At 58.7% G+C, this 23515-nt stretch carries 21 protein-coding genes; 8 read left to right on the forward strand and 13 right to left on the reverse strand.

Going from position 1 to position 23515, the window contains the following annotated elements; genetic code table 11:
• The first annotated feature begins 11 nt into the window (after positions 1 to 11).
• The 5 genes from murG (at position 12) to ftsZ (ending at position 6397) form a co-directional block, all read left to right on the forward strand.
• Complete coding sequence (murG, locus tag HER32_RS17040; protein ID WP_168682741.1) at positions 12 to 1142, forward strand: undecaprenyldiphospho-muramoylpentapeptide beta-N-acetylglucosaminyltransferase; 1131 nt, start codon at positions 12 to 14, stop codon at positions 1140 to 1142.
• Complete coding sequence (gene murC, locus HER32_RS17045; RefSeq protein WP_168682742.1) at positions 1139 to 2569, forward strand: UDP-N-acetylmuramate--L-alanine ligase; 1431 nt, start codon at positions 1139 to 1141, stop codon at positions 2567 to 2569. The genes murG and murC overlap by 4 nt, the downstream gene beginning before the upstream one ends.
• Positions 2553 to 3317: a cell division protein FtsQ/DivIB gene (locus HER32_RS17050; protein ID WP_168682743.1), complete on the forward strand. Its 765-nt coding sequence runs from the start codon at positions 2553 to 2555 to the stop codon at positions 3315 to 3317. Before murC ends, HER32_RS17050 begins: the two co-directional genes overlap by 17 nt.
• 86 nt (positions 3318 to 3403) lie before the next feature.
• On the forward strand, positions 3404 to 4765 hold the full coding sequence (gene ftsA / locus HER32_RS17055; RefSeq protein WP_168682744.1) for a cell division protein FtsA: 1362 nt from the start codon (positions 3404 to 3406) through the stop codon (positions 4763 to 4765).
• Positions 4766 to 4891: 126 nt separating this feature from the next.
• Positions 4892 to 6397, forward strand: a complete 1506-nt coding sequence (gene ftsZ / locus HER32_RS17060) for a cell division protein FtsZ (RefSeq protein WP_168682745.1) — start codon at positions 4892 to 4894, stop codon at positions 6395 to 6397.
• Positions 6398 to 6735: 338 nt separating this feature from the next.
• Here ftsZ and HER32_RS17065 read toward each other — a convergent pair whose 3' ends face one another.
• From HER32_RS17065 to HER32_RS17105, 9 genes are all read right to left on the reverse strand, one after another.
• Complete coding sequence (locus tag HER32_RS17065; protein WP_168682746.1) at positions 6736 to 7851, reverse strand: cytochrome-c peroxidase; 1116 nt, start codon at positions 7849 to 7851, stop codon at positions 6736 to 6738.
• A 139-nt stretch (positions 7852 to 7990) separates the two neighbouring features.
• Positions 7991 to 8977, reverse strand: coding sequence for a hypothetical protein (locus tag HER32_RS17070; protein WP_168682747.1), 987 nt, complete (start codon positions 8975 to 8977; stop codon positions 7991 to 7993).
• 37 nt (positions 8978 to 9014) lie between these two features.
• Complete coding sequence (locus HER32_RS17075; RefSeq protein WP_168682748.1) at positions 9015 to 10076, reverse strand: cytochrome-c peroxidase; 1062 nt, start codon at positions 10074 to 10076, stop codon at positions 9015 to 9017.
• Between the two features lie 3 nt (positions 10077 to 10079).
• Positions 10080 to 10853 (reverse strand): MbnP family protein, encoded by a 774-nt coding sequence (locus HER32_RS17080; protein ID WP_168682749.1) that lies wholly within the window; start codon positions 10851 to 10853, stop codon positions 10080 to 10082.
• 103 nt (positions 10854 to 10956) lie between these two features.
• Positions 10957 to 11337: a hypothetical protein gene (locus HER32_RS17085; RefSeq protein ID WP_149071831.1), complete on the reverse strand. Its 381-nt coding sequence runs from the start codon at positions 11335 to 11337 to the stop codon at positions 10957 to 10959.
• Positions 11338 to 11404: 67 nt separating this feature from the next.
• Entirely contained in the window at positions 11405 to 11932 is a 528-nt protein-coding gene (locus HER32_RS17090; protein ID WP_149071832.1) for an NADPH-dependent FMN reductase, read from the reverse strand.
• Between the two features lie 87 nt (positions 11933 to 12019).
• Positions 12020 to 12775: a succinate dehydrogenase/fumarate reductase iron-sulfur subunit gene (locus HER32_RS17095; RefSeq protein ID WP_149071833.1), complete on the reverse strand. Its 756-nt coding sequence runs from the start codon at positions 12773 to 12775 to the stop codon at positions 12020 to 12022.
• A 132-nt stretch (positions 12776 to 12907) separates the two neighbouring features.
• Positions 12908 to 14842 carry a fumarate reductase/succinate dehydrogenase flavoprotein subunit gene (locus tag HER32_RS17100; protein ID WP_168682750.1) on the reverse strand — a complete coding sequence of 645 codons (1935 nt, stop codon included), beginning with the start codon at positions 14840 to 14842 and terminating at the stop codon, positions 12908 to 12910.
• A gap of 13 nt (positions 14843 to 14855) precedes the next feature.
• Complete coding sequence (locus HER32_RS17105; RefSeq protein WP_168682751.1) at positions 14856 to 15530, reverse strand: succinate dehydrogenase cytochrome b subunit; 675 nt, start codon at positions 15528 to 15530, stop codon at positions 14856 to 14858.
• Between the two features lie 223 nt (positions 15531 to 15753).
• Between HER32_RS17105 and HER32_RS17110 the strand changes: the two genes are divergently transcribed.
• Positions 15754 to 18663: a gliding motility-associated C-terminal domain-containing protein gene (locus HER32_RS17110; protein ID WP_168682752.1), complete on the forward strand. Its 2910-nt coding sequence runs from the start codon at positions 15754 to 15756 to the stop codon at positions 18661 to 18663.
• Between the two features lie 115 nt (positions 18664 to 18778).
• The gene (gene fabD / locus HER32_RS17115) at positions 18779 to 19666 is read left to right on the forward strand and encodes an ACP S-malonyltransferase (protein WP_149071837.1); all 888 of its coding nucleotides are present in this window, start codon (positions 18779 to 18781) and stop codon (positions 19664 to 19666) included.
• 130 nt (positions 19667 to 19796) lie between these two features.
• On the opposite strand, the gene HER32_RS17120 is transcribed toward fabD, so the two are convergent.
• The 4 genes from HER32_RS17120 to HER32_RS17135 all read right to left on the reverse strand — a co-directional run bounded on the left by HER32_RS17120 (position 19797) and on the right by HER32_RS17135 (position 22055).
• Positions 19797 to 20138: a cupin domain-containing protein gene (locus tag HER32_RS17120; RefSeq protein WP_168682753.1), complete on the reverse strand. Its 342-nt coding sequence runs from the start codon at positions 20136 to 20138 to the stop codon at positions 19797 to 19799.
• Positions 20139 to 20207: 69 nt separating this feature from the next.
• A complete protein-coding gene (locus tag HER32_RS17125) occupies positions 20208 to 20603 on the reverse strand; it encodes a hypothetical protein (protein WP_168682754.1) in 396 nt (131 codons plus the stop codon).
• Positions 20604 to 20706: 103 nt separating this feature from the next.
• On the reverse strand, positions 20707 to 21189 hold the full coding sequence (folK, locus tag HER32_RS17130; RefSeq protein WP_168682755.1) for a 2-amino-4-hydroxy-6-hydroxymethyldihydropteridine diphosphokinase: 483 nt from the start codon (positions 21187 to 21189) through the stop codon (positions 20707 to 20709).
• Between the two features lie 5 nt (positions 21190 to 21194).
• Positions 21195 to 22055, reverse strand: a complete 861-nt coding sequence (locus HER32_RS17135) for an alpha/beta hydrolase family protein (protein ID WP_168682756.1) — start codon at positions 22053 to 22055, stop codon at positions 21195 to 21197.
• A 235-nt stretch (positions 22056 to 22290) separates the two neighbouring features.
• On the opposite strand from HER32_RS17135, the gene HER32_RS17140 reads away from it, so the two are divergent.
• A complete protein-coding gene (locus HER32_RS17140) occupies positions 22291 to 23280 on the forward strand; it encodes a polyprenyl synthetase family protein (RefSeq protein ID WP_168682757.1) in 990 nt (329 codons plus the stop codon).
• The last annotated feature ends 235 nt before the right edge of the window (positions 23281 to 23515 follow it).

Here is a 23515-nt window from a genome sequence, read left to right on the forward strand (position 1 = left end):
CCTGAACCTGAATGTCAACATCGACTCCCCATACTTCGTCCTCCCAGCCCTACCGCGTCATCATCAGCGGTGGAGGCACGGGCGGCCATATTTTCCCGGCCGTGGCCATAGCCAACGAGCTGCGCCGCCGCTACCCCGACGTGGAAATCCTCTTCGTGGGGGCCAATGGCCGTATGGAAATGACGCGCGTACCCGAGGCTGGCTACCGCATTGTGGGACTCGATATTATGGGACTGCAGCGGCGGCTCACGCCCAAGAACCTGCTGTTTCCGGTGCGGGTGTTCCGGTCGGTGCGCAAGGCGGGTAAGCTGCTGGAAGAATTTCGCCCTGATGCCGTAGTCGGGGTGGGGGGCTATGCCTCGGCCCCCGTGCTGCTGGCCGCTACCTCGCGCAATATTCCCGCCCTTATTCAGGAGCAAAACTCCTACGCCGGCCTCGTAAACAAACTGCTGGCGCGGCGCGTGAACAAAATATGCGTGGCCTACGGGGGCATGGAAAAGTTCTTTCCGGCTGAAAAGCTGGTACTGACGGGCAACCCCGTGCGGCGCGAAATTGCCTTGGGCGACCGGGCCGAGGCCCTTCGTTTCTTTGGGCTGGACCCCACCCGCCCGGTGTTGCTGGTAGTAGGGGGGAGCCTGGGCGCCCGCACGCTTAACCTGGCCACGGCGGCGGCCCTGCCGCGCCTGCAGGCCGCCGGCGTGCAGCTGCTGTGGCAAACCGGCAAGCTGTATTACCCCACCGCGCAGCAGGATGCCGCCGCTTACCACAGCACGGGGCAGCACGCGCTGGAGTTTGTGCAGCGCATGGACCTGGCCTACGCCGTAGCCGACGTCGTGATTTCGCGGGCCGGGGCCTTATCGGTGTCTGAGCTGTGCCTGACCGGAAAGCCCTGCGTGCTGGTGCCTTCGCCCAACGTGGCCGAAGACCACCAGACCAAAAACGCCCGTGCCCTGGTCGACCAGGACGCCGCCCTCCTCGTGTCGGATGCAGAGGCGCCAGCCCGGCTTTATGAGGCCGCCCTGGCCCTGCTAGGCCAGCCCGACCGCCAACAGCAGCTTAGTGCCAACATCCGCCGGCTGGCGCACCCGGAAGCTACCGGCGCCATTGTCGATGAACTGGAAAAACTGATAACCCGCCGATGAATCCCGTTGCATCCTTTCCGTATGTCTATTTCCTGGGCGTGGGTGGCATTGGCATGTCGGCGCTGGCGCGTTGGTTTGCTGCCAACGGCCACCAGGTAAGCGGCTATGATAAAACGTCTACGCCGCTTACGCAGGCCCTGGAAGCCGAGGGCATTGCCATTCACTACGACGACGCGGTAACGAGCATTCCGGCCGTGGTGCGCGAAAACCGCGAGCAGACGCTCGTCGTGCTTACGCCGGCTATTCCCAAAAATCATCAGGAGTGGGCCTGGCTGCAAGCCGAAGGCTATGACATCCGCAAGCGCAGCCAGGTGCTGGGCGTACTCACCCAGGGCCGCCGTACCATTGCCGTAGCAGGTACGCACGGCAAAACAACTACCAGCAGCATGGTAGCGCACCTCCTGCACCACAGCGGCGTGAATTGTGCGGCTTTCCTGGGCGGAATTTCCGTGAACCTGGGCTCCAACCTGCTACTGCCCACGCCCGGCCCGGATGCCGATAAGGCCCCGGTGGTGGTGGAGGCAGACGAGTACGACCGTTCTTTCCTGACGCTGCGGCCCACCATGGCTATTGTAACCAGCACCGATGCCGACCACCTCGACATCTACGGCGACAAAGAGGCTCTGGTAGAATCGTTTCGGCAGTTTGTGCGGCAGATAGAGCCCGGTGGTACGCTCATCATCAACCACACGGCCGATGAAAGCGTAGCGGCAGCGGCCCCGGCCGGCGTCACGGTGGTACGCTACGGCCTTTCGGCCAGCCAAGGGCCGGAGCTGTACGCGGCTAACATTACCGCGCAGGGCCACCAGTTTCATTTCGACCTGCACAGTGCCCAGGCTGTGGTGAGCGAGCTGGAACTGGCAGTGCCGGGCTACCACAACGTGGAAAATATGCTGGCGGCCGCCTACGTGGCGCTGCTGCTCGGGGTAGAACCAGCTATACTGCAGGAAGCCGTGGCCGCTTACCGAGGCGTGAAGCGGCGGTTTGAGTTTGTCGTGACCACCAAGCAGAATATCTACGTGGACGACTATGCGCATCACCCGCGGGAAATAGAGGCTTTCCTGCGCTCTTTACGGGCGCTCTATCCGCAAAAACGGTTGCGCGTAATTTTTCAGCCGCATTTATTTTCTCGTACCCGGGATTTTGCTGCGGGTTTTGCCGAAAGTTTAAGTATTGCCGATGAAGTGCGCTTGCTGGATATTTATCCAGCGCGGGAATTACCTATTGATGGAGTTTCTTCCGAAATAATTTTCCACGATATTACTTCGCCATCTAAACTCCTGCAAACCAAGGAAGAAGTAGTGCGCGACGCGCAAACAGATACATCTTTCGACGTGCTGGCAACCGTTGGTGCCGGTGACATTGATCAGTTGGTGCCGCGCTTAAAAAATATTTTACAAAACCGTTGGAATGGACCTGAAGCGTAAGGCCAATAATTTACTTTTCGCTACCGGCTGTCTGGTACTGTTTGCCGCGCTGGCGGTATTTGCCGGCGTGCGGCAAATGCAGCGCCCGGTAGGGCAGGTTGTGGTTTCCATTGGCAACGAATTCAATAATTATTTCATCAGTGAGCGGGAAGTAACGAGCCTGCTCACCCACAACGGGCGGCAACGCCTGGAAGGAGCCGAGCCCGAAGAGCTAAACTTAAAAGCCCTCGAAACGCGCCTGAAAGCCCATAGCTTCGTAAAGGACGCCCAAGTATACCGCGACCTGGCGGGCAACCTGCACGCCGATGTGCGCCAGAACCGGCCCATAGCCCGCCTGGTACACGCCAATACCCGTCTCGACAGCTATATCGATGCAGATGGGCAACACCTGCCGCTTTCCTCCCTGTTCACGGCGCGGGTAGTGCCCATTACGCGCCAAGGCAATCAACCCTTGCAACCTGCATTTTTTCAGGATTCCACGGGGCGCCGGTATTTGGATTTCCTCCGGTACGTGGATGAGCATCCGTTCTGGCGGGCGCAGGTGGCGGAAGTATTTATTGGGCCAAATGGAAAATTATCCTTCACGCAACAGGTTGGTGACCAGCGTGTAGAATTTGGCTTTCCCGAGAATATTTCAGAAAAATTTGCGAAACTAATGGTATTTTACCGGCAGATACCGCCTGTATTGGGCTGGAATACGTACCACCGCGTCAACGTCGAATTCAAAGATCAAATTATTTGTGAGTAAGCTTCTGCTTGCTTCTACGCCTCAAATAGGCGTTTTTTGCAAAACATCCTCCCCCCGAACCCTCCAACTTCACTCGCCTCCGTCTCATGCAACACGATAAGATTGTAGTCGGCCTCGACATTGGTACTACCAAAATATGCGCGCTGGTAGGGCGCAAAAACGAGTTCGGCAAGCTTGAGATTTTGGGCATGGGCAAAGCCGTGTCCGAAGGCGTAGTGCGCGGCATTGTGTCGAACATCGACAAAACCGTAGACGCCATCAAGAAAGCCATTCGTCAGGCCGAAGAGCAATCCGGTATCAATATTGGCGTGGTGAACGTGGGTATTGCCGGTCAGCACATCAAGAGCCTCCAGCACAACGGCAGCATCACCCGCGCTTCGCAGGACAGCGAAATCACGCAGGACGACGTGAACCGCCTCACCAACGATATGTACCGGCTGGTAACCCCGCCCGGCTCCGAAATCATTCACGTAATGCCCCAGGACTACAAGGTGGATTACGAGGAGGGCATCATGGACCCGGTGGGCATGTCGGGCGTGCGGCTGGAAGGCAACTTCCACATCATCACGGCGCAGAGCACGGCCATCAACAACATCAACAAGTGCGTGACCAAGGCGGGCCTGGAAATCGATAACCTGATTCTGGAGCCCCTGGCGTCGAGCATGTCGGTGCTGAGCGAGGAGGAAAAAGAAGCCGGCGTGGCCCTGATTGACATTGGCGGCGGCACTACCGACCTGGCCATCTTCAAAGACGGCATTATCCGCCACGCGGCGGTACTGCCCTTCGGCGGTAACATCGTGACAAGCGACATTAAGCAGGGCTGCCTGGTGATGCAGAACCAAGCCGAGCAACTCAAGGTGAAGTTCGGTAAGGCCATTGCCGAGGAAGCTTCCGAGTACGAAATCGTGAGCATCCCGGGCCTGCGCGACCGGGCCCCCAAGGAAATTTCCCTTAAGAACCTGGCCTACATCATTGAGGCCCGGATGGAGGAAATTATCGAGCTGGTGTACGCCGAAATTCAGCGCACGGGCCACGGCGACAAACTCGCCGCCGGCATTGTGCTGACGGGCGGCGGCTCGCAGCTGCAGAACCTGGTGCAGCTAACCGAGTACGTAACCGGCTTGGATACTCGCATTGGCTACCCCAACGAGCACCTAGGCAAAAGCAAGATTGAAGCGGTAAAGTCGCCGATGTATGCTACTACCGTGGGCTTGGTGCTATCCGGCTACCGTTCCCTCGACGAGCGGCAGAACCGGAACAGCTACGAGGAGGAAGTTTACCGTGCCGCCCCGGAAGTACGGCCGGTGGCCAGCCAGCCCATTGCTCCGGCAACGCCGCCGGCGCCTGCCGAGCCGAAAAAGCCTTCGGGCGCTGGTAAGTTCTTCCAAGACATCATCAGCCGCACGAAAGGGTTACTCATCAACGATTTCGACGACCAACAGTACTAAAGTCAGTTAATGGTTAAGAATTAATAATTAAGAATTGAGTTGGCGGAGCGCTGCTGATATGTTGGGGTGCCAGCTCTCAATTCTGATTCTTGGTTCTTAATTATTAATTATTAATTGACACTCGTCATGGATTTCAAATTCGATATTCCTTCCCAATCTAAGTCCATCATTAAGGTGATTGGCGTGGGCGGTGGTGGCTCCAATGCCGTAAACCACATGTTCAGCCAAGGCATTAAGGACGTAGAGTTTATTATCTGCAACACCGACAAGCAGGCCCTGGCTTCCTCGACGGTGCCCAACCGCCTGCAGATCGGCATGGACCTGACCGAAGGGCTGGGTGCCGGGGCCAACCCAGAGCGTGGTAAGCAAGCCGCTATCGAAAGCCGGGAGCAGATCCGCGAGTTGCTGAGCAACGGCACCAAAATGGTGTTCATTACGGCGGGTATGGGCGGGGGTACTGGTACCGGCGCAGCCCCTGTTATTGCCAAAGTGGCCAAGGAACTGGGTATTCTGACGGTAGGTATCGTAACGGCGCCTTTCATGTTTGAAGGCAAGAAAAAGCGCCAGCAAGCCGAAATGGGCATCCGGGACCTGAGCGACAACTGCGACACGGTGCTGGTGATTCTCAACGATAAGCTGCGCGAGATTTACGGCAACCTGCCCATCCGTGCGGCCTTCGCCAAGGCCGATAACGTGCTGAGCACCGCCGCCAAATCCATTGCGGAAATCATTACCGTAACGGCCGACGTGAACGTAGACTTTGAAGACGTGAAAACCGTCATGAAAGACTCGGGAGCAGCCGTAATGGGCAGCAGCATCACGGAAGGGGAGAACCGGGCCCGCCGCTCGGCCGAAGAAGCCCTGGCCTCGCCGCTGCTCAACAACACCGACATCCACGGGGCGCAGAAGATTCTGCTCTCCATCATGTCGGGCGACCAAGCCGAACTGGAAATGGATGAGCTGACCGAAATCACGGAGTACATCCAGGACAAGGCCGGCCAGAACGCTGAAGTTATCTTCGGCCACGGCATCGACCCAACCCTGGGCCAGAGCATCCGGGTTACGGTTATTGCTACCGGCTTTGCCCGTGATGCGCACAACATCACGCAGGTAGCCTCGTCTTCCGCTTCGTCGGAAACCCTTCCTGCGCCCGACCCGCAGATCAATATCTTCGATAAAGACCGGCAGGATGCTCCGGCGCCTACAACGGTAATTCCTTCTTTCGGAATGCCGGTGCCAGTAGCTTCGGTGCCCGCAGCTCCGGAGCCGCCGAAAGTAACCTTTGATCTGGAAACGTCGCCATATACGTACGAGCCGCCGGTAGCGGCTCCGTCTACCCCGGCGCCTGAGCCCATTGTGTTTCAGCACCCGGTACCCGCTGCGCAGCCCTTAGCTTCCCGCCCGGCGCTGGATGCCCGGGCCGAGGAGCGGCGGCGGCGCTTGCAGGAGCTTAGCAACGGCTTGTCGAACGAAGCAATCAAGGACCAGTTGGATACGCCTGCCTATCTGCGCCGCCAAGTAAAGCTAGAGAATGTAGTGCCTTCCAGTGAGCGGAATATTTCGCGCTTCAACTTGTCCGACGACAACGAGCTGCTGGGCGACAACCGGTTCCTGCACGATAATGTGGATTAGGTTCTCTGGAACCACACCTTCTTAAAAAGAAAACCCCGCTGGAATATCCCAGCGGGGTTTTCTTTTTAAGAAGGTGTGAGTTTAAGGCTTGACGGGCTCAACCAGGAGGGTACTTGCAATGGTATCGGTGGTTGCCACAAGCCTAGTTGGTTCAGCTATTTCGCGGTCCACAGAAAGCGGGTGCGTAACGGCATGGCTACACGCTCCGAATAACGGAGAAAGCAGCAACAAAAGGTAGAAGATGCGTTTCATTATGCGCCTGATACGAAAGGTTAATCAGGGAGTTACTAGCCAGTAAAAATATAACGCATTTAAGTAACTATATAGTTCCGTGAAGATTAGAGTTGAAACGGATTACTAAAACGTGGGTCTTTGATAAAAGCAGAATCGGTGAGAGTGCGCAGAAAGGCTATTAGCTGCTGCTTCTCCTTGGCCGTCAGATCCAGCTTGGTTCCATTGGGGGTATTGGAAAGTAGGAGGTTGGGGTCGAGGAAGGGACTGGCGCGCTCCACGTGTTCGTTATAATGGTCTACCACGTCTTCCAGGGTCTGGAAACGGCCATCGTGCATGTAGGGAGCCGTAAGTGCAATGTTGCGCAGGGATGGTGCCCGGAACTTGCCCTGATCTGCCACTTGGCCAGTAATGCCTCCACGGCCGGTGTCAGCAAATGCGGCGTCCAGGCCATTGTTGAAGAACTCTGGGGAGCTGAAAAGGCCGGTGGTTTCGAGGTGGCAATGGTGACAAGCCGCACCCCGCACAAAAATGCCGCCTACTTCACCCGGATGACTTCGAAAAAGCAGCGCCCCCATCTGTTCGTCGCGCGTCAGGTCGGCTTCACGGCGGAGGTAACGGTCGTAGCGCGAGTTGGCCGAAAGTAAGGTGCGCTCAAATTGGGCCAGAGCTTTCAGCAGGTTGGCTTCGGTGATAAGTCGGCTGCCAAACGCCTTTTCAAACAGGGGTGGGTATAGGTCTGTCTGCTGGAGCTTGCGCACACCTTCGCCCAGCGTTTGGTGCATTTCCACGGGATTTTCGAGGGGCAGCCGCGCCTGATCTTCGAGGCTTCGGGCCGCGCCGTCCCAGTTAAGGCTAAACTCCCACAACACGTTGGCCAGCGACATGGTGGAGCGCTGGTGCTGCTGGCCATCTACACCCAGCGCCCGGGCCCGGCCATCGGTAAAAGCCTTGCTTTGCTGGTGGCAGCTACCGCAGGAAAGAGTGTTGTTGCGGGAAAGCCGCGGCTCGTAGAATAGCATGCGCCCCAGGGCTACGCCTTCTACAGTGAGCAGGTTATCCGCCGGTATTGCCGGCCTGGCTGGCAACCCTCCCGGAATCTGCAGGTCGTAAGGCGTAGCGCTGAAGGGCGTGGGGGACGGCGGATCCGGCTCGCACCCACTGAGTAGGGCTGATACCGCGGCAACCACCAGCCAGCAGCGCCAAAAAGAAGAGAAGCCCATACGCGGCGCCGTGCTTGGTTGAGGCAAAGAAAGATAGTTTTAAAGCTGAACACTGGGGTGCGCCTGCCTCGTTCACCGCGACGGGAGCGAAGCCACTCCGAAGCTGGACAGCCTGGTTGGCAACTAAACGCTTGGGGTGCTAAAACAAGTACTTGGTTTGCTTAAAGCTATAGCCCAGGGCCAAGACCAGCCGGCCGGCGCTGGCGGGGTGGTCAGTAGTAGCGGTATATACCGGAAACTGTGCACTGGCATTCAGCGAAACGTTCTGGTAGTACACATCAATGCCAGGGCCCAGCAGCGCATTGTTCATGGCATGCTCCCCGGTGAGGTGACCCTCAAAGGTTTCTCCTTTGGTTTTCTCGTAGAAAAACTGCGCCGAGGGATACACCTGCCAGTTGCCCTTGAGCGGGAGGCGGTAAAACAGATTGGCAAAGGTGCTGGAACTGGGGGCGGTGCTTTCTTGGAAGGCATTGCGGGTGGCCCGGCGGTAGCTGGTATTCAAACTAATGCCGACGTTCCGGTAGCTGCCGATGTAATTGGCGTAAACAAAGCCGTCGGTGGTGCCGGTCCCCGGCTGGGTAAGCGTAGGGTAGCGTCGTCCTTCCGCGTTGCGCCGGCGAAAGTCCCCGGTGGGCAGCTTGGTCCCGCCTCCCACAATCAGGCGGCTTTGCATTCCCGCTGTTTCAATGGCGCGCAGCAGATGGTAGCCGGCAAACAACGTCACGTCGCCCAGGCCCGACTGGGTTAGCTCCCGGCCATTGGCGTAGGACGTATTCATGGCAAAAGGCACAAAGGCGTTCAGCTCCACACGCTGGGCCAGAAAGTACTTAGCGCGCAGCTCGGCTACCCGGAATACCTCGTAATCGTGCGCATCGCCTTTGTGGGCGTGGCGGTAATTGTCGTCACGGTTCAGAGCAGCCGGAAAAAAGGGCCGCACGCCCGCGGGAAAAAAGCGGTGCTGTTGCCCTAGCTGCTGGTAGCCACTGAAGGCCCGGTAGCGGTGCATCAGGGATACGCTGCTTTGGTTGTCGTAGGGAGTGATGCCCATAAAGCAGCCGCAGATGTCACAGGCCCGGCCCCAGAGGGGCAACAGGCCGGCTAAAACAAAAAGAAACTGTCGTTTCATGGCAGAAAATGCAGAAGGAGGTTGCGTAGAGCGGCTCTCAGCGGGGTTTTTCGCTCAGGCGTGGGTCGTGTAAGAATTGCTCATCGGTGAGCGTCGCCAGGAAAGCCAGCAGATCGGCTTGCTCCGCGGAAGTAAGCGGAATACCCAGCCGGCCATCGGGCTGGCGCAACAGCGGGTCAAGCGTGGCCGATTCGGTGACTCCGTGGTCGTAGTGGGCCAGCACCTGTGTCAGGGTTTCAAAGCGCCCATCGTGCATGTAAGGGGCCGTGCGCGCCACGTTCCGCAACGAGGGTACCTTAAAGCGTCCTCGGTCCCTGGCTTGCCTTGTGATATGAGCGCGCCCCGAGTCCAGGGCAAAACCACCAGCGAGTCCATTGTTGCGGTAGGACTCGTCGGTGAATAGATCAGTGCCATGACAGGCGCTACACTTTTGCCGCAGGAGCGTCAGGCCGCGTACCTCAGCCGCCGAAAGGGTGCCACCGGCCTCGCCGCGGGCATAGTGGTCGTAGCGCGAGTTGCTGGACGTGAGAGCCGCCGTGAACTGAGCCAGCGCCTTCAGGAACTGCTGCGAGTCAATGGGCTTTTTTCCGTATACCTGGGCAAACTGCTGCACGTACTTGGCGTCGGCATTAAGCGTGCGGAGCACGTTTTCCAGGGTCTCATCCATCTCCACGGGATTGGTGAGCGGGGCCAGTGGCATGGTTTCGAGGTGTTTGGCTCCACCATCCCAGAGCAAGTCCCGGCGCCAGCGCAGGTTCTGCAACGGAGGCGCATTGCGCGTACCCAGGCGGTTGTCTACCCCGTGGCTGACGCGGTGGTCGGCGTGGGCGAAGGCCGCAAACTGCTGATGGCAGCTGCCGCAGGACACGTCCTTAGTGCGCGACAGTTGCGGGTCATAAAACAGGGCGCGGCCCAACTCGAAGGCGGGGAGCGTGGGCGGGTTTGCTTCGGCGGCGTAAACGGGAGCCGGAAAGTTGCCCGGCACAGTTACGCCGGGCACTTCCGCTACGGGAGTTGCCGTTTCTGCCTGCCCACAAGCGGCCAGCCACAGATTGCCCGCCAGCGCTAAGGCTGTCAGCTGGAAAAGTCGTGGCCACATACCTTAGTTGGTATGCACATGGTCGACGGTGAAGAAACCGGCCCGCTGGTTGTCGGCGATTTTAACTGCATCGGCCCCACCCATCACGTTCGGAGTCGTTGCAAAGCGAATCGTGTTGGGCCCGGTAAATAACCGTAACACATCTGCCTTGAGATGTACGGCTGGGTTACGGTCCTTACGGATGGGGATGGTGACGCCCCGTAGCGTAGGCGAAACCGAGCGAATCGTGTTGTTGGGCTTTTTAAAGCCTCCAATGTGAAATACCAGAGCCTGATTAGGGGCCTGCGGCGAGGTGCCTTCCAGCTTGGTGAAAATATAGCCGGAGTCCCAAGTCCAGAACATATTGTTGATCGGGTCGAGGGCCCCGGTTTGCGCGCCCGATACGTTACGCGTGCTGTCCACGCCAATGGTGAATGATAGGGAGGTATAGTCGCCGGAGGGAATATCCGCCAGCGTAAAGAACTTGGATTCCGGGTCGGCTTCGTCTACCAGAAAGTAACTTTCAGGCACCAGGTAGCTTGAGCCGTCGGTCTTGCCCAAGGTGAAGTTGGACAGGTAATACTTGAACCTAGACACGGTAAACTTGTCGCCGGCCGCCGTGGTGTAGGTGGTATTGAAGGCTAGAGGCTCGGTGCCCGCTACGTGGTCAATTTCGACATCGAGCGTACCAGGCTGGGAGGGAGCGGGGTTTAAGTTGGTATCGGTATCGTCGGTGCAGGCGGTAAAGAAGCTGGCAAATGCCAACAGGCATAGCAGAGGAAAGCTGCGAAGGAACATACAAAAAACGTTAGGCGGAAAACTGGAAATGCAGCCGGTAGCGCCTTTTCAGAAAAGGGCGCACCTGCGAGGCAAGAGCCCATTAAGCTCTTGCTGACGAGTTTCAGGCGCGTAACGTGGGTGGGTGAAAAATGGCCTGTACCAAAGCCAAGGCATAGCCATTGGCCGGCAGCGGGGCAAAGAGCACGGGCCGCGGGTACGTGGGTAGGGGAGAGGGTAGGAAGCGGGCCAGTGGTGGCAGCACTTCATATTTGAGCTTGGCCACACCTGCCTGCGGACCTTTACGCTCGGTATCAGAGGCCTTGCGCAGCTGCTTGGCCAGGTGGCAGCGCCCGTTGCACCGCATGCGGGGCTTGTCCTTGTTCACGCAAAACAAGCGCGTAATCTGGTCCTTCTGCAACTGGTAATTCACTACCAGCAACTCCCGATTAAACGTCTGGAGCAACAGCAGGAAGCACAGAAAATAAGCCAGAAAGCGCGTCAAGAAAGCAACCGGATAAGACCTAAGGTGCGCAAAGGTAGGAACGCGGGTGTAATACTCACGCCCGCGGCTACCAGCTCACCAGGGCCGCCGCCTGCTCCCGCAGTAGTTGCAGAAACAGCGGGTGCGGGAGCTCCCCGGTTTTGGTGAGGTGAGCGTCGATGCCGGGGAGGCGTACGCGCGCGGGCAATACGGTAGTGCCCAAGTACATCAGGATATCGGTGAGGTGGTTGAGCGCCAGGATGCCACCCTGCTGCCCGGCGGAGAGGCCCACCAAAGCTGCCTTTTTGCCGCGGATGCCGCCGGGGTAGGGCAGGCCGTCGATAAACGTCTTCAGTACCCCCGGGAAGGAGCAGTTGTACTCCGGCACCACAAATACCAGCTTATCTGCCTGCTCGGCCAAGTGCACGAGGCGGTTGAATCCCGCGTGGCGCCCGGCGTTGTGGTACAGGGCCTCCGTCATAAAATCGGTAGGCAGTTCGGCCAAGTCCAGCAGCTGATGGGGGGTCTGTAGCTCGTCCAGCAGAGAGGTATATAAGCTGGCTACTTGTCGGGCCCGGGAGTTCGGGCGGTTGGTGCCGGATATAACGGTTATCATTTACGAAGCCTGATGCGTGCAAAAAGAAAAGGCGAAACGGGTTACCGTTTCGCCTTTTCGGAAATCCTGGTATGTAACCGGCAAGGGCTACACAAGGTTATTGGATGTAGCCTTGGCGGCCAGGAACTCCCGGTTCAGAATAGCAATATTCTCCAGGGAGATGCCCACCGGGCACTCGGCGGCGCAGGAGCCAATGTTGGTACAGGCACCAAAGCCTTCTTTGTCCATCTGCGCTACCATGTTCTCTACGCGGGCTTTGCGCTCTACGTTGCCCTGGGGTAGCAAGGCCAGCTGGCTTACTTTAGCCGAAACAAACAACATCGCCGAAGCATTTTTGCACGAAGCTACGCAGGCCCCGCACCCAATGCAGGTAGCGGCCTCAAATGCGCGGTCCGCAATTTCCTTGGGAATCGGAATCTCGTTGCCGTCGGGGGCTCCCCCTGTATTGACGCTCACGTAGCCACCAGCCTGAATGATGCGGTCAAAAGCGGAGCGGTCTACGCTCAGATCTTTGTTAACGGGGAAGGCATTGGCACGCCAGGGCTCGATGGTGATGGTGTCGCCATCCGAGAACTTGCGCATGTGGAGCTGGCAGGTAGTAGTGCCTTTCTCCGGGCCGTGGGCGCGGCCATTGATAAACAGGTTGCACGAACCACAGATACCCTCGCGGCAGTCGTGGTCGAAGGCTACTGGCTCGTCGCCTTTGCGCAGCAGGTCTTCGTTGAGTACGTCCAGCATTTCCAGGAAGGACATATCCGGGGATATATCCTTTACTTTATATTCCACGATGCCACCTTTGGCAGCGCGGTTTTTTTGCCGCCACACCTTCAGGGTGAGATTCATCGGTTTGGCGTTGGGGTTACTTCCGGCCATATGGTTGGCTATTAGCTATGGGCTGTTAGCTGTTAGTTTCTCGTTCTGTCACCCCGTCGGACAATGCCAACGGCCAACAGCCAATAGCTAACAGCTTAAAAATTACTTGTAGCTGCGTTGGGTGAGCTTCACGTTTTCGAAATGTAACTGCTCCTTGTGCAATACTTCGGGCTGGTTGTCGCCCATGTACTGCCAAGCCGCCACGTAGGCATACTCATCATCGTTGCGCTGGGCCTCGCCTTCTTCTGTGGCATATTCCTCGCGGAAGTGGCCACCGCAGCTTTCGTTGCGGTCGTAGGCGTCGTCTATCATCAGCTCGCCCAACTCCAGGAAGTCGGCTACGCGGCCGGCTTTTTCCAAGGTCTGGTTAAGCTCCTCGTTCAGGCCGGTAATTTTCAGGTCACTCCAGAACTCGCGACGCAGCTTCTGAATTTCCGCTTTGGCAAATTCCAGGCCTTTGGCATTACGGGCCATGCCGCAGTATTCCCACATAATATGGCCCAGTGCCTTGTGGAAGTCGTCGGGCGTGCGGGTGCCATTGATGCTCATCAGCTTCTCGATGCGGGTCCGCACGGCCGCCTCGGCTTCCTGGAAGGCAGGATGCTGGGTGGTTACCGGCTTCGGGGCCGTTTTAGCCAGGTAGTCGCCAATGGTATAGGGAATCACGAAGTAGCCATCGGCCAAGCCCTGCATCAGCGCCGAAGCCCCCAGGCGGTTGGCGCCGTGGTCGGAGAAGTTGCACTCTCCCGTAGCGTACAGGCCCGGAATGGTGGTTTGCAGGTTGTAATCCACCCACAGGCCGCCCATGGTGTAGTGCACGGCCGGGTAAATGCGCATGGGCTGCTCGTAGGGGTTTTCGCCGGTGATTTTGGCGTACATATCGAACAGGTTGCCGTACTTCTGCGCTACCCAGTCGGCACCGTTGCGCTTGATGGCATCGGCAAAGTCGAGATACACGGCCAGGCCCGAACCACCCACACCGCGTCCTTCGTCGCACATCTGCTTGGCGTTACGCGAGGCCACGTCGCGGGGCACGAGGTTACCGAAAGCGGGGTATTTGCGCTCCAGGAAGTAGTCACGCTCTTCTTCGGGAATGTCCTGTACCCGAATCTGACCCGCGCGGAGGCGCTCCGCTGTTTCCTTGGTAGCCGGCACCCATACGCGGCCGTCGTTGCGCAACGACTCCGACATCAGCGTCAGCTTGGACTGGTAGTCGCCGGATACGGGAATGCAGGTAGGGTGAATCTGGGTGAAGCAGGGGTTAGCGAACAGGGCGCCCTTCTTGTGTGCACGCCACGGGGCCGTCACGTTGCAATACTTGGCGTTGGTGCTCAAGTAGAACACGTTGCCGTAACCACCGGTGGCCAGCACTACCGCGTGGGCGGCGTGGGTTTCGATTTCGCCGGTAATCAGGTTGCGGGTGATAATGCCCTGGGCTTTGCCATCAACCACTACCAGATCCAGCATTTCCGAGCGGGTGTACAGCTTTACCTTGCCGTAGGCTACCTGACGGCTCAGGGCCGAGTAAGCGCCCAGCAGGAGCTGCTGCCCGGTCTGGCCGCGGGCGTAGAACGTGCGGCTTACCTGTGCACCCCCGAAGGAGCGGTTGGCCAGCAGCCCGCCGTATTCGCGGGCAAAGGGCACGCCCTGGGCCACGCACTGGTCGATGATGTTTACCGACACCTGCGCCAGCCGGTACACGTTGGCTTCGCGGGCACGGTAGTCACCGCCTTTGATGGTATCGTAGAACAGGCGGAAAACAGAGTCGCCGTCGTTCTGGTAGTTTTTAGCGGCGTTGATACCGCCCTGCGCCGCAATGGAGTGAGCCCGGCGGGGCGAATCGTGGTAGGTGAAGGCCTTCACGTTGTAGCCCAGCTCGGCCAGTGAAGCCGCTGCAGAAGCGCCGGCCAAGCCGGTGCCCACCACAATGATGTCGTACTTCCGCTTGTTGGCGGGGTTGACGAGCTTCACGTCGAACTTGTGCTTTTCCCACTTCTCGGCCAGGGGCCCTTCGGGAATTTTGGAATCCAGGATCATCGGGTGGACGAGGTTAGGATTTAAAGAAGAAGAAGTACACGGGCATAGCGGCAAACAAAGCACACACTATGATGGAAAAGCCGAAGCCCAGTGCTTTAATGGCAGGAGTGTACTTGCGGTGGTTGAGGCCCAGCGTCTGGAAGGCGCTTTGGAAGCCGTGCAGCAGGTGGTAGCACAAAGCCACCTGCGCCACCACGTAGAGAACTACATAGAAGGGGTTGCGGAAGGCTTGGACCACCAGACCGTAGGCGTCTTCGTTGCCATTGGCGTCGCGGGGTACATCCATAAACCGCAGGGAACCGAGAAAGTTATACAGGTGTACTACCAAAAAGAACAGCACGATGCTGCCCAGCAAGGCCATGCTGCGGGAGTACCATTTGCTGTTCTGCTCAATGTGGTCGGACACGTAGTTGCTGCCCCGGGCCGCCCGGTTTTTGGCGGCCAGAGCCAGGCCCTGGTAGATATGGAACCCGAAGCCCAGTACCAGCACCCATTCGATGGTGCGGATAATGGGGTTGTGGCCCATGAACTCGGAGTAGGCATTGAAGGCTACGCCGTTGTCGTCTTTAAACAACTGCAGATTGCCGACTAAGTGGACGACCAGAAAAGAGCAGAGAAACAAGCCCGTTACGGACATGATGATCTTGCGGCCGATGCTGCTGGAAAACGTATTACTGATCCAACTCATAGAAACTACTGAAGGGTTTTGGGTAGGGCGGTTGTATCGGTCAAAGGTAGGTGCCAACCATGTACGAAACAATCCGACCGAAACGTTTGCATCTATCCTCGGCCGTTCTCGTAACACGCGCTAGACGGGGAGATAACCGCGCTACGCACAATTTTGTTAGGTTTCCGTCGTAAATACTCCGACCTTCTTTGCTGGCTGCCAGTCAGCTGTATGGCCTTCCTTTATGAATAGACTCTTACTTCCGGAACAGTGGCGTCGGCTATGGGCGGTAGGGCTGGTCCTGCTGGCCGCCCTGGGTGCCCGCCCGGCCCAGGCCACTCACCTACGCGCCGGGGATATCCGAATCATTGCCGATACCACCGCCAACCCCGTTACGGGCCGGTATTTCTTTACTCTGATTACGTACTCCGTAACCAACCAGCCCGCCTCCACTGATGACCGGGAAACCATCTTCTTCGGGGATGGTACAACCAGCGGACTTGATGCTATTGTACGGGAAAGCCAGACGCCGTTAGCCAATAATATCAGCCGGAACGTGTACCGGTTTTCCCATATATACAACGCGCCCGGGGTGTATACTCTGCACTACATCGGCGAAAACCGCAAAACCAATATCCGTAATATCAACGGGGGAGCATCGGTCAACATCAATATGTATCTCTCCGCGACGGTGATTGTGAACCCAGCGCTGAGAGGCAACCGTTCCCCTGTGTTGAGCGCGCCGCCCATCGACCAGGCCGCTATCAGGCAGGTGTTTCTGCACAACCCCGCCGGATCGGATGCCGATGGGGATAGTCTGGCCTATAAGCTGCGCGTGTGCCAGTGGGTACCGGGCGGCGTCGCCAGCGTGCGGAATAATACCCCCGTTCCGCAGGATGTCCCCGTCTACCGCTACCCCAACGACCAGGCGGCTTCCGTTTCGCCTGGTGGGGTGCAGGTGCCGTTCGGGGGGCCGCCGGCCCCGCAGGTTGGGCAGCCCGCTACGTTTACCCAGGACGTGGTGACCGGCCAGATTGTGTGGAACTCCCCCAGTACGGCCGGTGATTATAACATTGCGTTTGTGGTGGAGGAATGGCGCCGGGTGGCGGGTGCCCGCGCCGTGAAGATTGGGGAAATACTGCGGGATATGCAGATTACCGTGGCCCCCACCGATAACCTGCGCCCTATCCTGACGCTGCCACGCGACATCTGCATCATTGCCGGTGACTCAGCCCGGGGCGTGGTGCGCGCCACTGACCCCAATGGCGACCCTATCGACCTGACGGCCTTTGGCGGGCTGCTGGCCCGTACGCCCGTGCTCCAGCCCACAGGCTACGAGCGGTTCAGGGCTACGTTCCGGCAGAAGCAGCGTACGGCCCCTGTAAGCGGGGTCTTCCGCTGGCGCTCTACCTGTGCCGATGTAGCCGAGCAGCCTTATCAAATCGTCTTCCGGGCATCGGATAATCCTGCTGCCAACGAGGTGCCCCTGATTGACCAGGGCGTCTGGCGCATTAAGGTGGTGGGGCCGCCGCCGGAAAACCTAAAAGCTACTCCGCAGGCCCTGGGCATCAACCTGACGTGGGACCTGTATGAGTGCCAGAACGCCAGCCGCATCCGCATTTTCCGGCGCGAAGGCTCCGGCAACTTTGAGCCTGACACCTGTAACCCCGGCATACCGGCTTCGGCTGGCTACGTGGAAATCGGGGACGTAGCTAAGAATACGACCGAGTTCCGCGACGATAATAACGGACGGGGCCTGGAGCGCGGCAAAACGTTCTGCTACCGTATCTACGCCGAGTTTCCGCTGCCGGCCGGGGGCAAGAGTCTGGCCTCGGCAGAGGTGTGCGCCAAGATTGAAGGCCGCCCGATTCTGCTCACCAACGTGACGGTAGAGCGGACCGGCGTTACTGATGGCGCCATCAAAGTAGTGTGGACCAAGCCAGTGCTGGCCTCGGGCGCTTTCTTTACGCCTTCCGGCTACCGGCTGTACCGTAGTGAGGGCATCAATTCCAACCCTACCCAGCAGGTGGGTGCTACCATTCGCAACCTCAACGATACGGTGTATGTGGATGCCAACCTGAACACCCAGGAACTGGCCTATACCTACCGCATTGAGTTCTTCAGCAGCAAAGTGCAGGGTGGAACCGAGGAAATTCTGGAACAACCTCTGCCGGCTTCGTCGGTACGGCTGGAAGGTGCGCCCACAGCTACCAGTGATGGCATCAACCTGACGTGGCAGTACCAGGTACCCTGGGACAACACGGTGCGGCCCACCCGCATCTACCGTCGCGACCCCGGGGCGGCCGCCTACACGCTCCTGACGACGGTGCCGGGTGGTGCCACCGGTGGTACCTACCTCGATAAAGGTACTCTGGATAAACCTCTGAAGAAAAGCCAGGAGTACTGCTACTATGTAGAAACTAACGGGGAGTACAAAACGCCGCCCATTGGCCCCCTGCTGAACAAGAGCCAGGAAAAATGCGTGTTCCTGGCCACGGTGCCCTGCCCGCCCATTCTCACGTTGCGGCCTACTAACTGCGACAGTCTGGCCGCGCTGCCGTACTTCCCCAACCTTTCCAACACGCCCTACAACAACCGCCTCTCGTGGACGCTGGACGAGAACAACCCGGCCGACTGCAGCACCGACATTGCTTACTACCGCATCTACTTTAGCGCCACCCAGTCGCAAAACCTGGCCGATTTCCAGCTAATTGACTCTACCACGGTCAAGAGCTTCGTCGACCGCGACCTGGCTACGCCGGCGGGTTGTTACTACGTGGTATCGGTGGATAAGAACAAGCGGGCCAGTGCGCCCAGCAATATTGTTTGCCAGGATGCCTGTTTGTTCTTTGTGCTGCCCAACATCTTCACGCCCAACGGCGACGGGACCAACGACACCTTCCGGCCCAAGGTGGCCAGTCCCATCATCCGCACCAAGTTCACGGTGTTCAACCGCTGGGGCCGCAAGGTGTACGAAGGAGACAAGAACCCGCTGATTGAGTGGAATGGCACCGACAAAGCCACTACCGAAGGCCTGAGCACGCCCAGCTCCCGGGTGGTGGATGGCATCTACTACTACCTGGCCGAGGTTGAGTTTGCCGACTTTGCCCGCACTAAAAAGACCTACAAAGGCTGGGTTGAAATTGTGCGGTAAGCCAGTTGCCGTCCCAACAAGTCTCCAGCAAAGCCCGCTGCCATCTGGGAGCGGGCTTTTTTGTGTTTCGGCTATCTTGCCGCCCCATCCATCTTTCCCCTTGATTTTTCACTGTATGAAAGCCGTTATTTTCCCCGGTCAGGGCAGCCAGTTCAGCGGCATGGGCCGCGACCTGTACGAGCAGCACCCCGAGGCCCGCAGCCTCATGCTGCAAGCCAATGATATCCTGGGCTTCTCGCTCACCGACGTCATGTTTACGGGTTCTGAGGAGGACCTGCGCCGCACCGACGTGACGCAGCCCGCCATTTTCCTGCACTCGGTGGCTCTGGCGGCGGTAGTGCCTAACCTGCAGCCACAAATGGTAGCCGGGCACTCCCTGGGCGAGTTTTCGGCACTGGTAGCGGCCAAGGTGCTCAAGTTTGAGGATGCCCTGCGCCTAGTAGCCCAGCGGGCCCAGGCCATGCAGGCTGCCTGCCAGGAGCAACCCGGTACAATGGCTGCCATCCTCGGCCTCGACGACGATACTACGGCCCGCATTTGTCAGGAAATTTCCGCTGCCGGCAACGTAGTGGTAGCTGCCAATTACAACTGCCCCGGTCAGCTGGTGGTGTCGGGTTCCCAGCGGGGCATTGAGCTGGCCTGCGAGCAGCTGAAAGCGGCCGGGGCCAAGCGTGCCCTGCCCTTGCCGGTGGGCGGCGCCTTTCACTCCCCGCTGATGCAGTCGGCGGAGGCAGCCCTGGCGGAGGCCATTGCCCGCACCACATTCTCGCCCGGCATCTGTCCGGTGTACCAGAACGTAGACGCCGCTCCCCACACCGACCCCGACGAAATTCGCGAGAACCTGGTGCGCCAGCTCACCGCTCCTGTGCGCTGGACCCAGAGCGTGCAGCGCATGGTGCAAGACGGCGCTACCGAGTTTGTGGAGTGCGGCCCCGGCAAAGTGCTGCAGGGCCTCGTCAAGAAAATTGCCCCGGAGGCAGCTGTGGCCTCAGCAGCCGTGTAGCTTCCTGCTGTCAAAACCCCAAAGCGCCCTGCCGGACAGTTCCAGCAGGGCGCTTTTGGGTAGACGAATACTTAAAAGAGGTGCTTTCTGAGTTCATACCGGCAGAGAGCAGGCCGGTATGTGCTTGTTCTTAGCTGTTGATTACCTCCTGCAGGCGCTCCACCTTGTCTTGCTTAGATAGGGTAAGCCGGACCACCGAGTTTTCTTCCGCCGTCAGGTCGTGCGGAACATTGCCTTCCAAGAATATGATGGTGCCGCTTTCCATGGTCTGCGTAGTGCCGTGTACACCAAGCGCAATCCGGCCTTCCAGAACGTGAATCAAGATGGGGTAGGGCGTTTTGTGCTCCTTCATTATCTGCCCGGCCTTCAGCAGGATGCGGATTTCCTTGGAAAACGACGTTTCCAGTAAAACTTTCGTTTTAACCCGGTTTTCGTCGAATGCTAAATCTTCGTTAAATGAGGCAGTGTTCATGGGAATAATGGGATGGATGCTTGAAGAGAATTTGCCGTAGCCCAAAGCAACAGGGCAGTAGTATAGGTCTTATTCTACCATTTCCGGAGGCTCCAAGTCAAACAGCTCGAACAGCTCGACCAGGGGGGGGGTGCTGTGGGGAGGTAAGTTTATCGTAGCAAAGCAGTTGAAATCAACTTGCCAAAAACCGCCCTGCCGCGTAATCTCGTCGCCCAGCAGCCGGTATTCTGATTCCTTGTAACGAGGGGAAAGCACAAAGCGCCACGTAGTATATGCCGAAGGCTCGATGATGGACACCACCTCGTGCGCGCCACTCTCATGCAGGACTGTTCCGAATGTCGTTCCGTAAGTCAGCCGGTCATCGACTATGTCATTCTCAACGGCCCGGTATACCCTATCAGCCACTGGTTCCACGGCCAGGGTGGTAGTGGTTTGCTCTTGAGCGTTATAGATTCTTATTTCCATGCTGGGTATGCTGTCCTTACACGATGTGCGCCTACTAAAGCTGCGCCGCGAGCTGCTGACTTCGGCGCCAACTTCTTTCTTACCACGTCCCGCTTAGCCGGCACTAGCCTACCCGCTCCACCGCCAGCGAATCGGGGCAGGCAACGAGCAGCTCAGCTACGGTGCAATGCAGCAGCGGGTGCACTGCTTCCGGGGCAATTTCGCAGAGCGGCACCAAAGCAAACCGGCGCTCCGGCAGGCGGGGATGCGGCACCTGCAAGGCAGGCGTATCCAGCACCTGGTCGCTGTAGAGCAGAATGTCCACGTCGAGGGTGCGGGCATCCCAGCGTACGTGCCGCTCGCGGCCGGCGCGCTGCTCAATGGCCAAGCAGGTGGCCAGCAGCTGCGCCGGCGTAAGCAGGGTGCGCAGCCGCACGGCTTGGTTTAGAAACGCCGGCTGGCTGGTGAGGCCCCAGGCGGCCGTTTCATACAGGCTCGAAACCGCCTCCACGGTGCCGGCGGTTTCCTGCAGGTGCTGTACCGCCGTACGCAGATACTCGGTCCGGTTGCCGAGGTTGGAGCCCAGTAAAAGGTAAGCCGTAGGCATGGGCACTACAGCACGCGCCGCAAAAAGTCCAGGGTAGCCTCGGCGGCCTGCCGGGCAGCTTCGGGCAGCTCGGCCACGTTCCACGGGTGGACGCCTCCGAAGTTGTGCGTGACCCCGGGCAGCAGGGCCAGCTCGGCGGCTGGATACCACTCCTTGAGCTCATGGGCGCGCCGTACGGGCACGGTTTCGTCTTCGTCGCCGTGCACCACGAGCAGGGGGCGGCCACCGAGCTTGCGGCGCACGTTGTGGCGGATATCGAGACGCAGGCGGTTCTGGTGGTAGTCTTCCACAATTTGAAAGTACAGGGGCAACTGCTGGCCGGTGCGCGCATTTTCCACGTGAAAAACGCCCTGCTGCTGCCACTGCTCCAACAGGGTCTCGGGCCAGCCGGGGTTTACATCGTTGATGGCAGCCCAGGTGACCACGGCGTGCACCCGGGCATCCTCGGCCGCTTTCAGGAGCACCAGGCCGCCGCCGCGGCTATGCCCAACCAGGGCCAGGCGTCCGAGGTCAACTTCGGCCGCCGGCAACAGGGCCGGCAGCTGGTCGAGGAGGGCCCCAATGTCGTCCAGCTCCAGGGAAAAGTTGTTTTGCCCAAAGGCTTCCAGGTCTTCCAGGTCGCCGGTGCCCCCCACCACGAGGCCGTTGTGGGAGAGGTTGAGCTTGACGAAGACAATGCCCTGCCGGGCAAACCAGTCGGCCAGCAGGTTGAAGTGCCCCCAGTCCTTAAACCCCTTGAAGCCGTGCACGAAAACCACCACCGGCTTGGGCTGCCCATCGGGCAGCAGGCAGGCATCGGCGGTGAAGGGCCGGGAATGGCGCGGACTGGACAGCTGGAAATGCAGTTGGACGGGCTGGTCTGGCATAGCGACGAAGATAAGCAGGGGGCCGGTCATTGCGGGCAGGGCCGGGCCAGCCAGCCTTAAGGCGCTGCGCAGGCCCGGGTAAGACTGGCGCTGGTTACCTTTCGGGGCTTGGCGGGTTGTTTAGGCGGAGGCAGCAGTGGCAGGCGCGAAATGGCCTGCGTCCGCGCCCTGTTAACGGCTTAACCGCCTCATTTCTCCTTTTTACCCGTATCATTGCAGCGCCCAAAATACCCGCATGAACGTTACGCTGGACCAGATACAGGCGCCTATTGCCGCCGAAATGGAGGAGTTCGAGAAGAAATTCCGGCAGTCCATGCAAACCAAGCAGCTGCTGCTCGACAAGATCATGGGCTACATCGTGAAGCGCAAGGGCAAGCAGATCCGGCCCATGTTTGTGTTTTTTACGGCCAAAATTAGCGGAAACCAGCCCGAGGGTCCACTGCCGGAAGCTTCTTTTCGGGGCGCGGCGCTTATTGAGCTGCTGCATACGGCCACGCTGGTGCACGACGACGTGGTGGACGAATCCAACTACCGGCGCGGCTTCTTCTCCATCAACGCCCTCTGGAAAAACAAGATTGCCGTGCTCGTGGGCGACTACCTGCTAAGCAAAGGCCTGCTGCTGAGCCTGGAAAACGACGACTATGACCTGCTCAAAATTGTGAGCAACGCGGTGAAGGAGTTGAGCGAAGGCGAGCTGCTGCAGATCGAAAAAGCCCGCCGCCTCGATATCACGGAGGACGTGTACTTTGACATTATCCGCCAGAAAACGGCTTCGCTGATTGCTTCCTGCTGCGCCGTGGGAGCGTCCTCCGCCGGGGCCGACAAGGAAACCGTGGAGCGGGCCCGCCTGTTCGGCGAGAAAGTAGGCATGGCCTTCCAGATCAAAGACGACCTGTTCGACTACGGCACGGCCGAAATCGGCAAGCCCGTGGGCATCGATATCAAGGAGAAAAAGATGACGCTGCCCCTCATCTACGCCCTGCAGCAGGCCGACTGGCTAACCAAGCGCCGCGTCATCTTTAACGTGAAAAACAACGAAGGCCGCAAAGACCGGGTGCAGCAGGTTATCGACTTTGTGAAGCAGTCGGGCGGGCTGGAGTACGCCATCCGCACCATGGAGCGGTACCGCGACGAGGCGCTGGCGGTGCTGCACACCTTCCCAGCCTCCGCCTCGCGTACCTCCCTGGAGCAGTTGATCAACTACACCATCGAGCGGGAGAAGTAACCCACGGATTCGGGCTGATTTTGTGGACGATACCAGCCTTGGCAATCGGGCAGCAAAAAGCCTCACACTTTGTGCGAGGCTTTTTGTCTTTTGTCATCCTGAGCGGAGCGAAGAACCTTATCATGTCGGCACGAGGCCGTTCGACAGTAATACCGCCGTGCCGGCATGATAAGGTTCTTCGCTCTGCTCAGGATGACAGAGAATTACTGCGAATCGTCCGCGAAATCCGAAAAAT

This window comes from Hymenobacter sp. BT18 (assembly GCF_012273015.1).
Lineage (GTDB): Bacteria > Bacteroidota > Bacteroidia > Cytophagales > Hymenobacteraceae > Hymenobacter > Hymenobacter lutimineralis.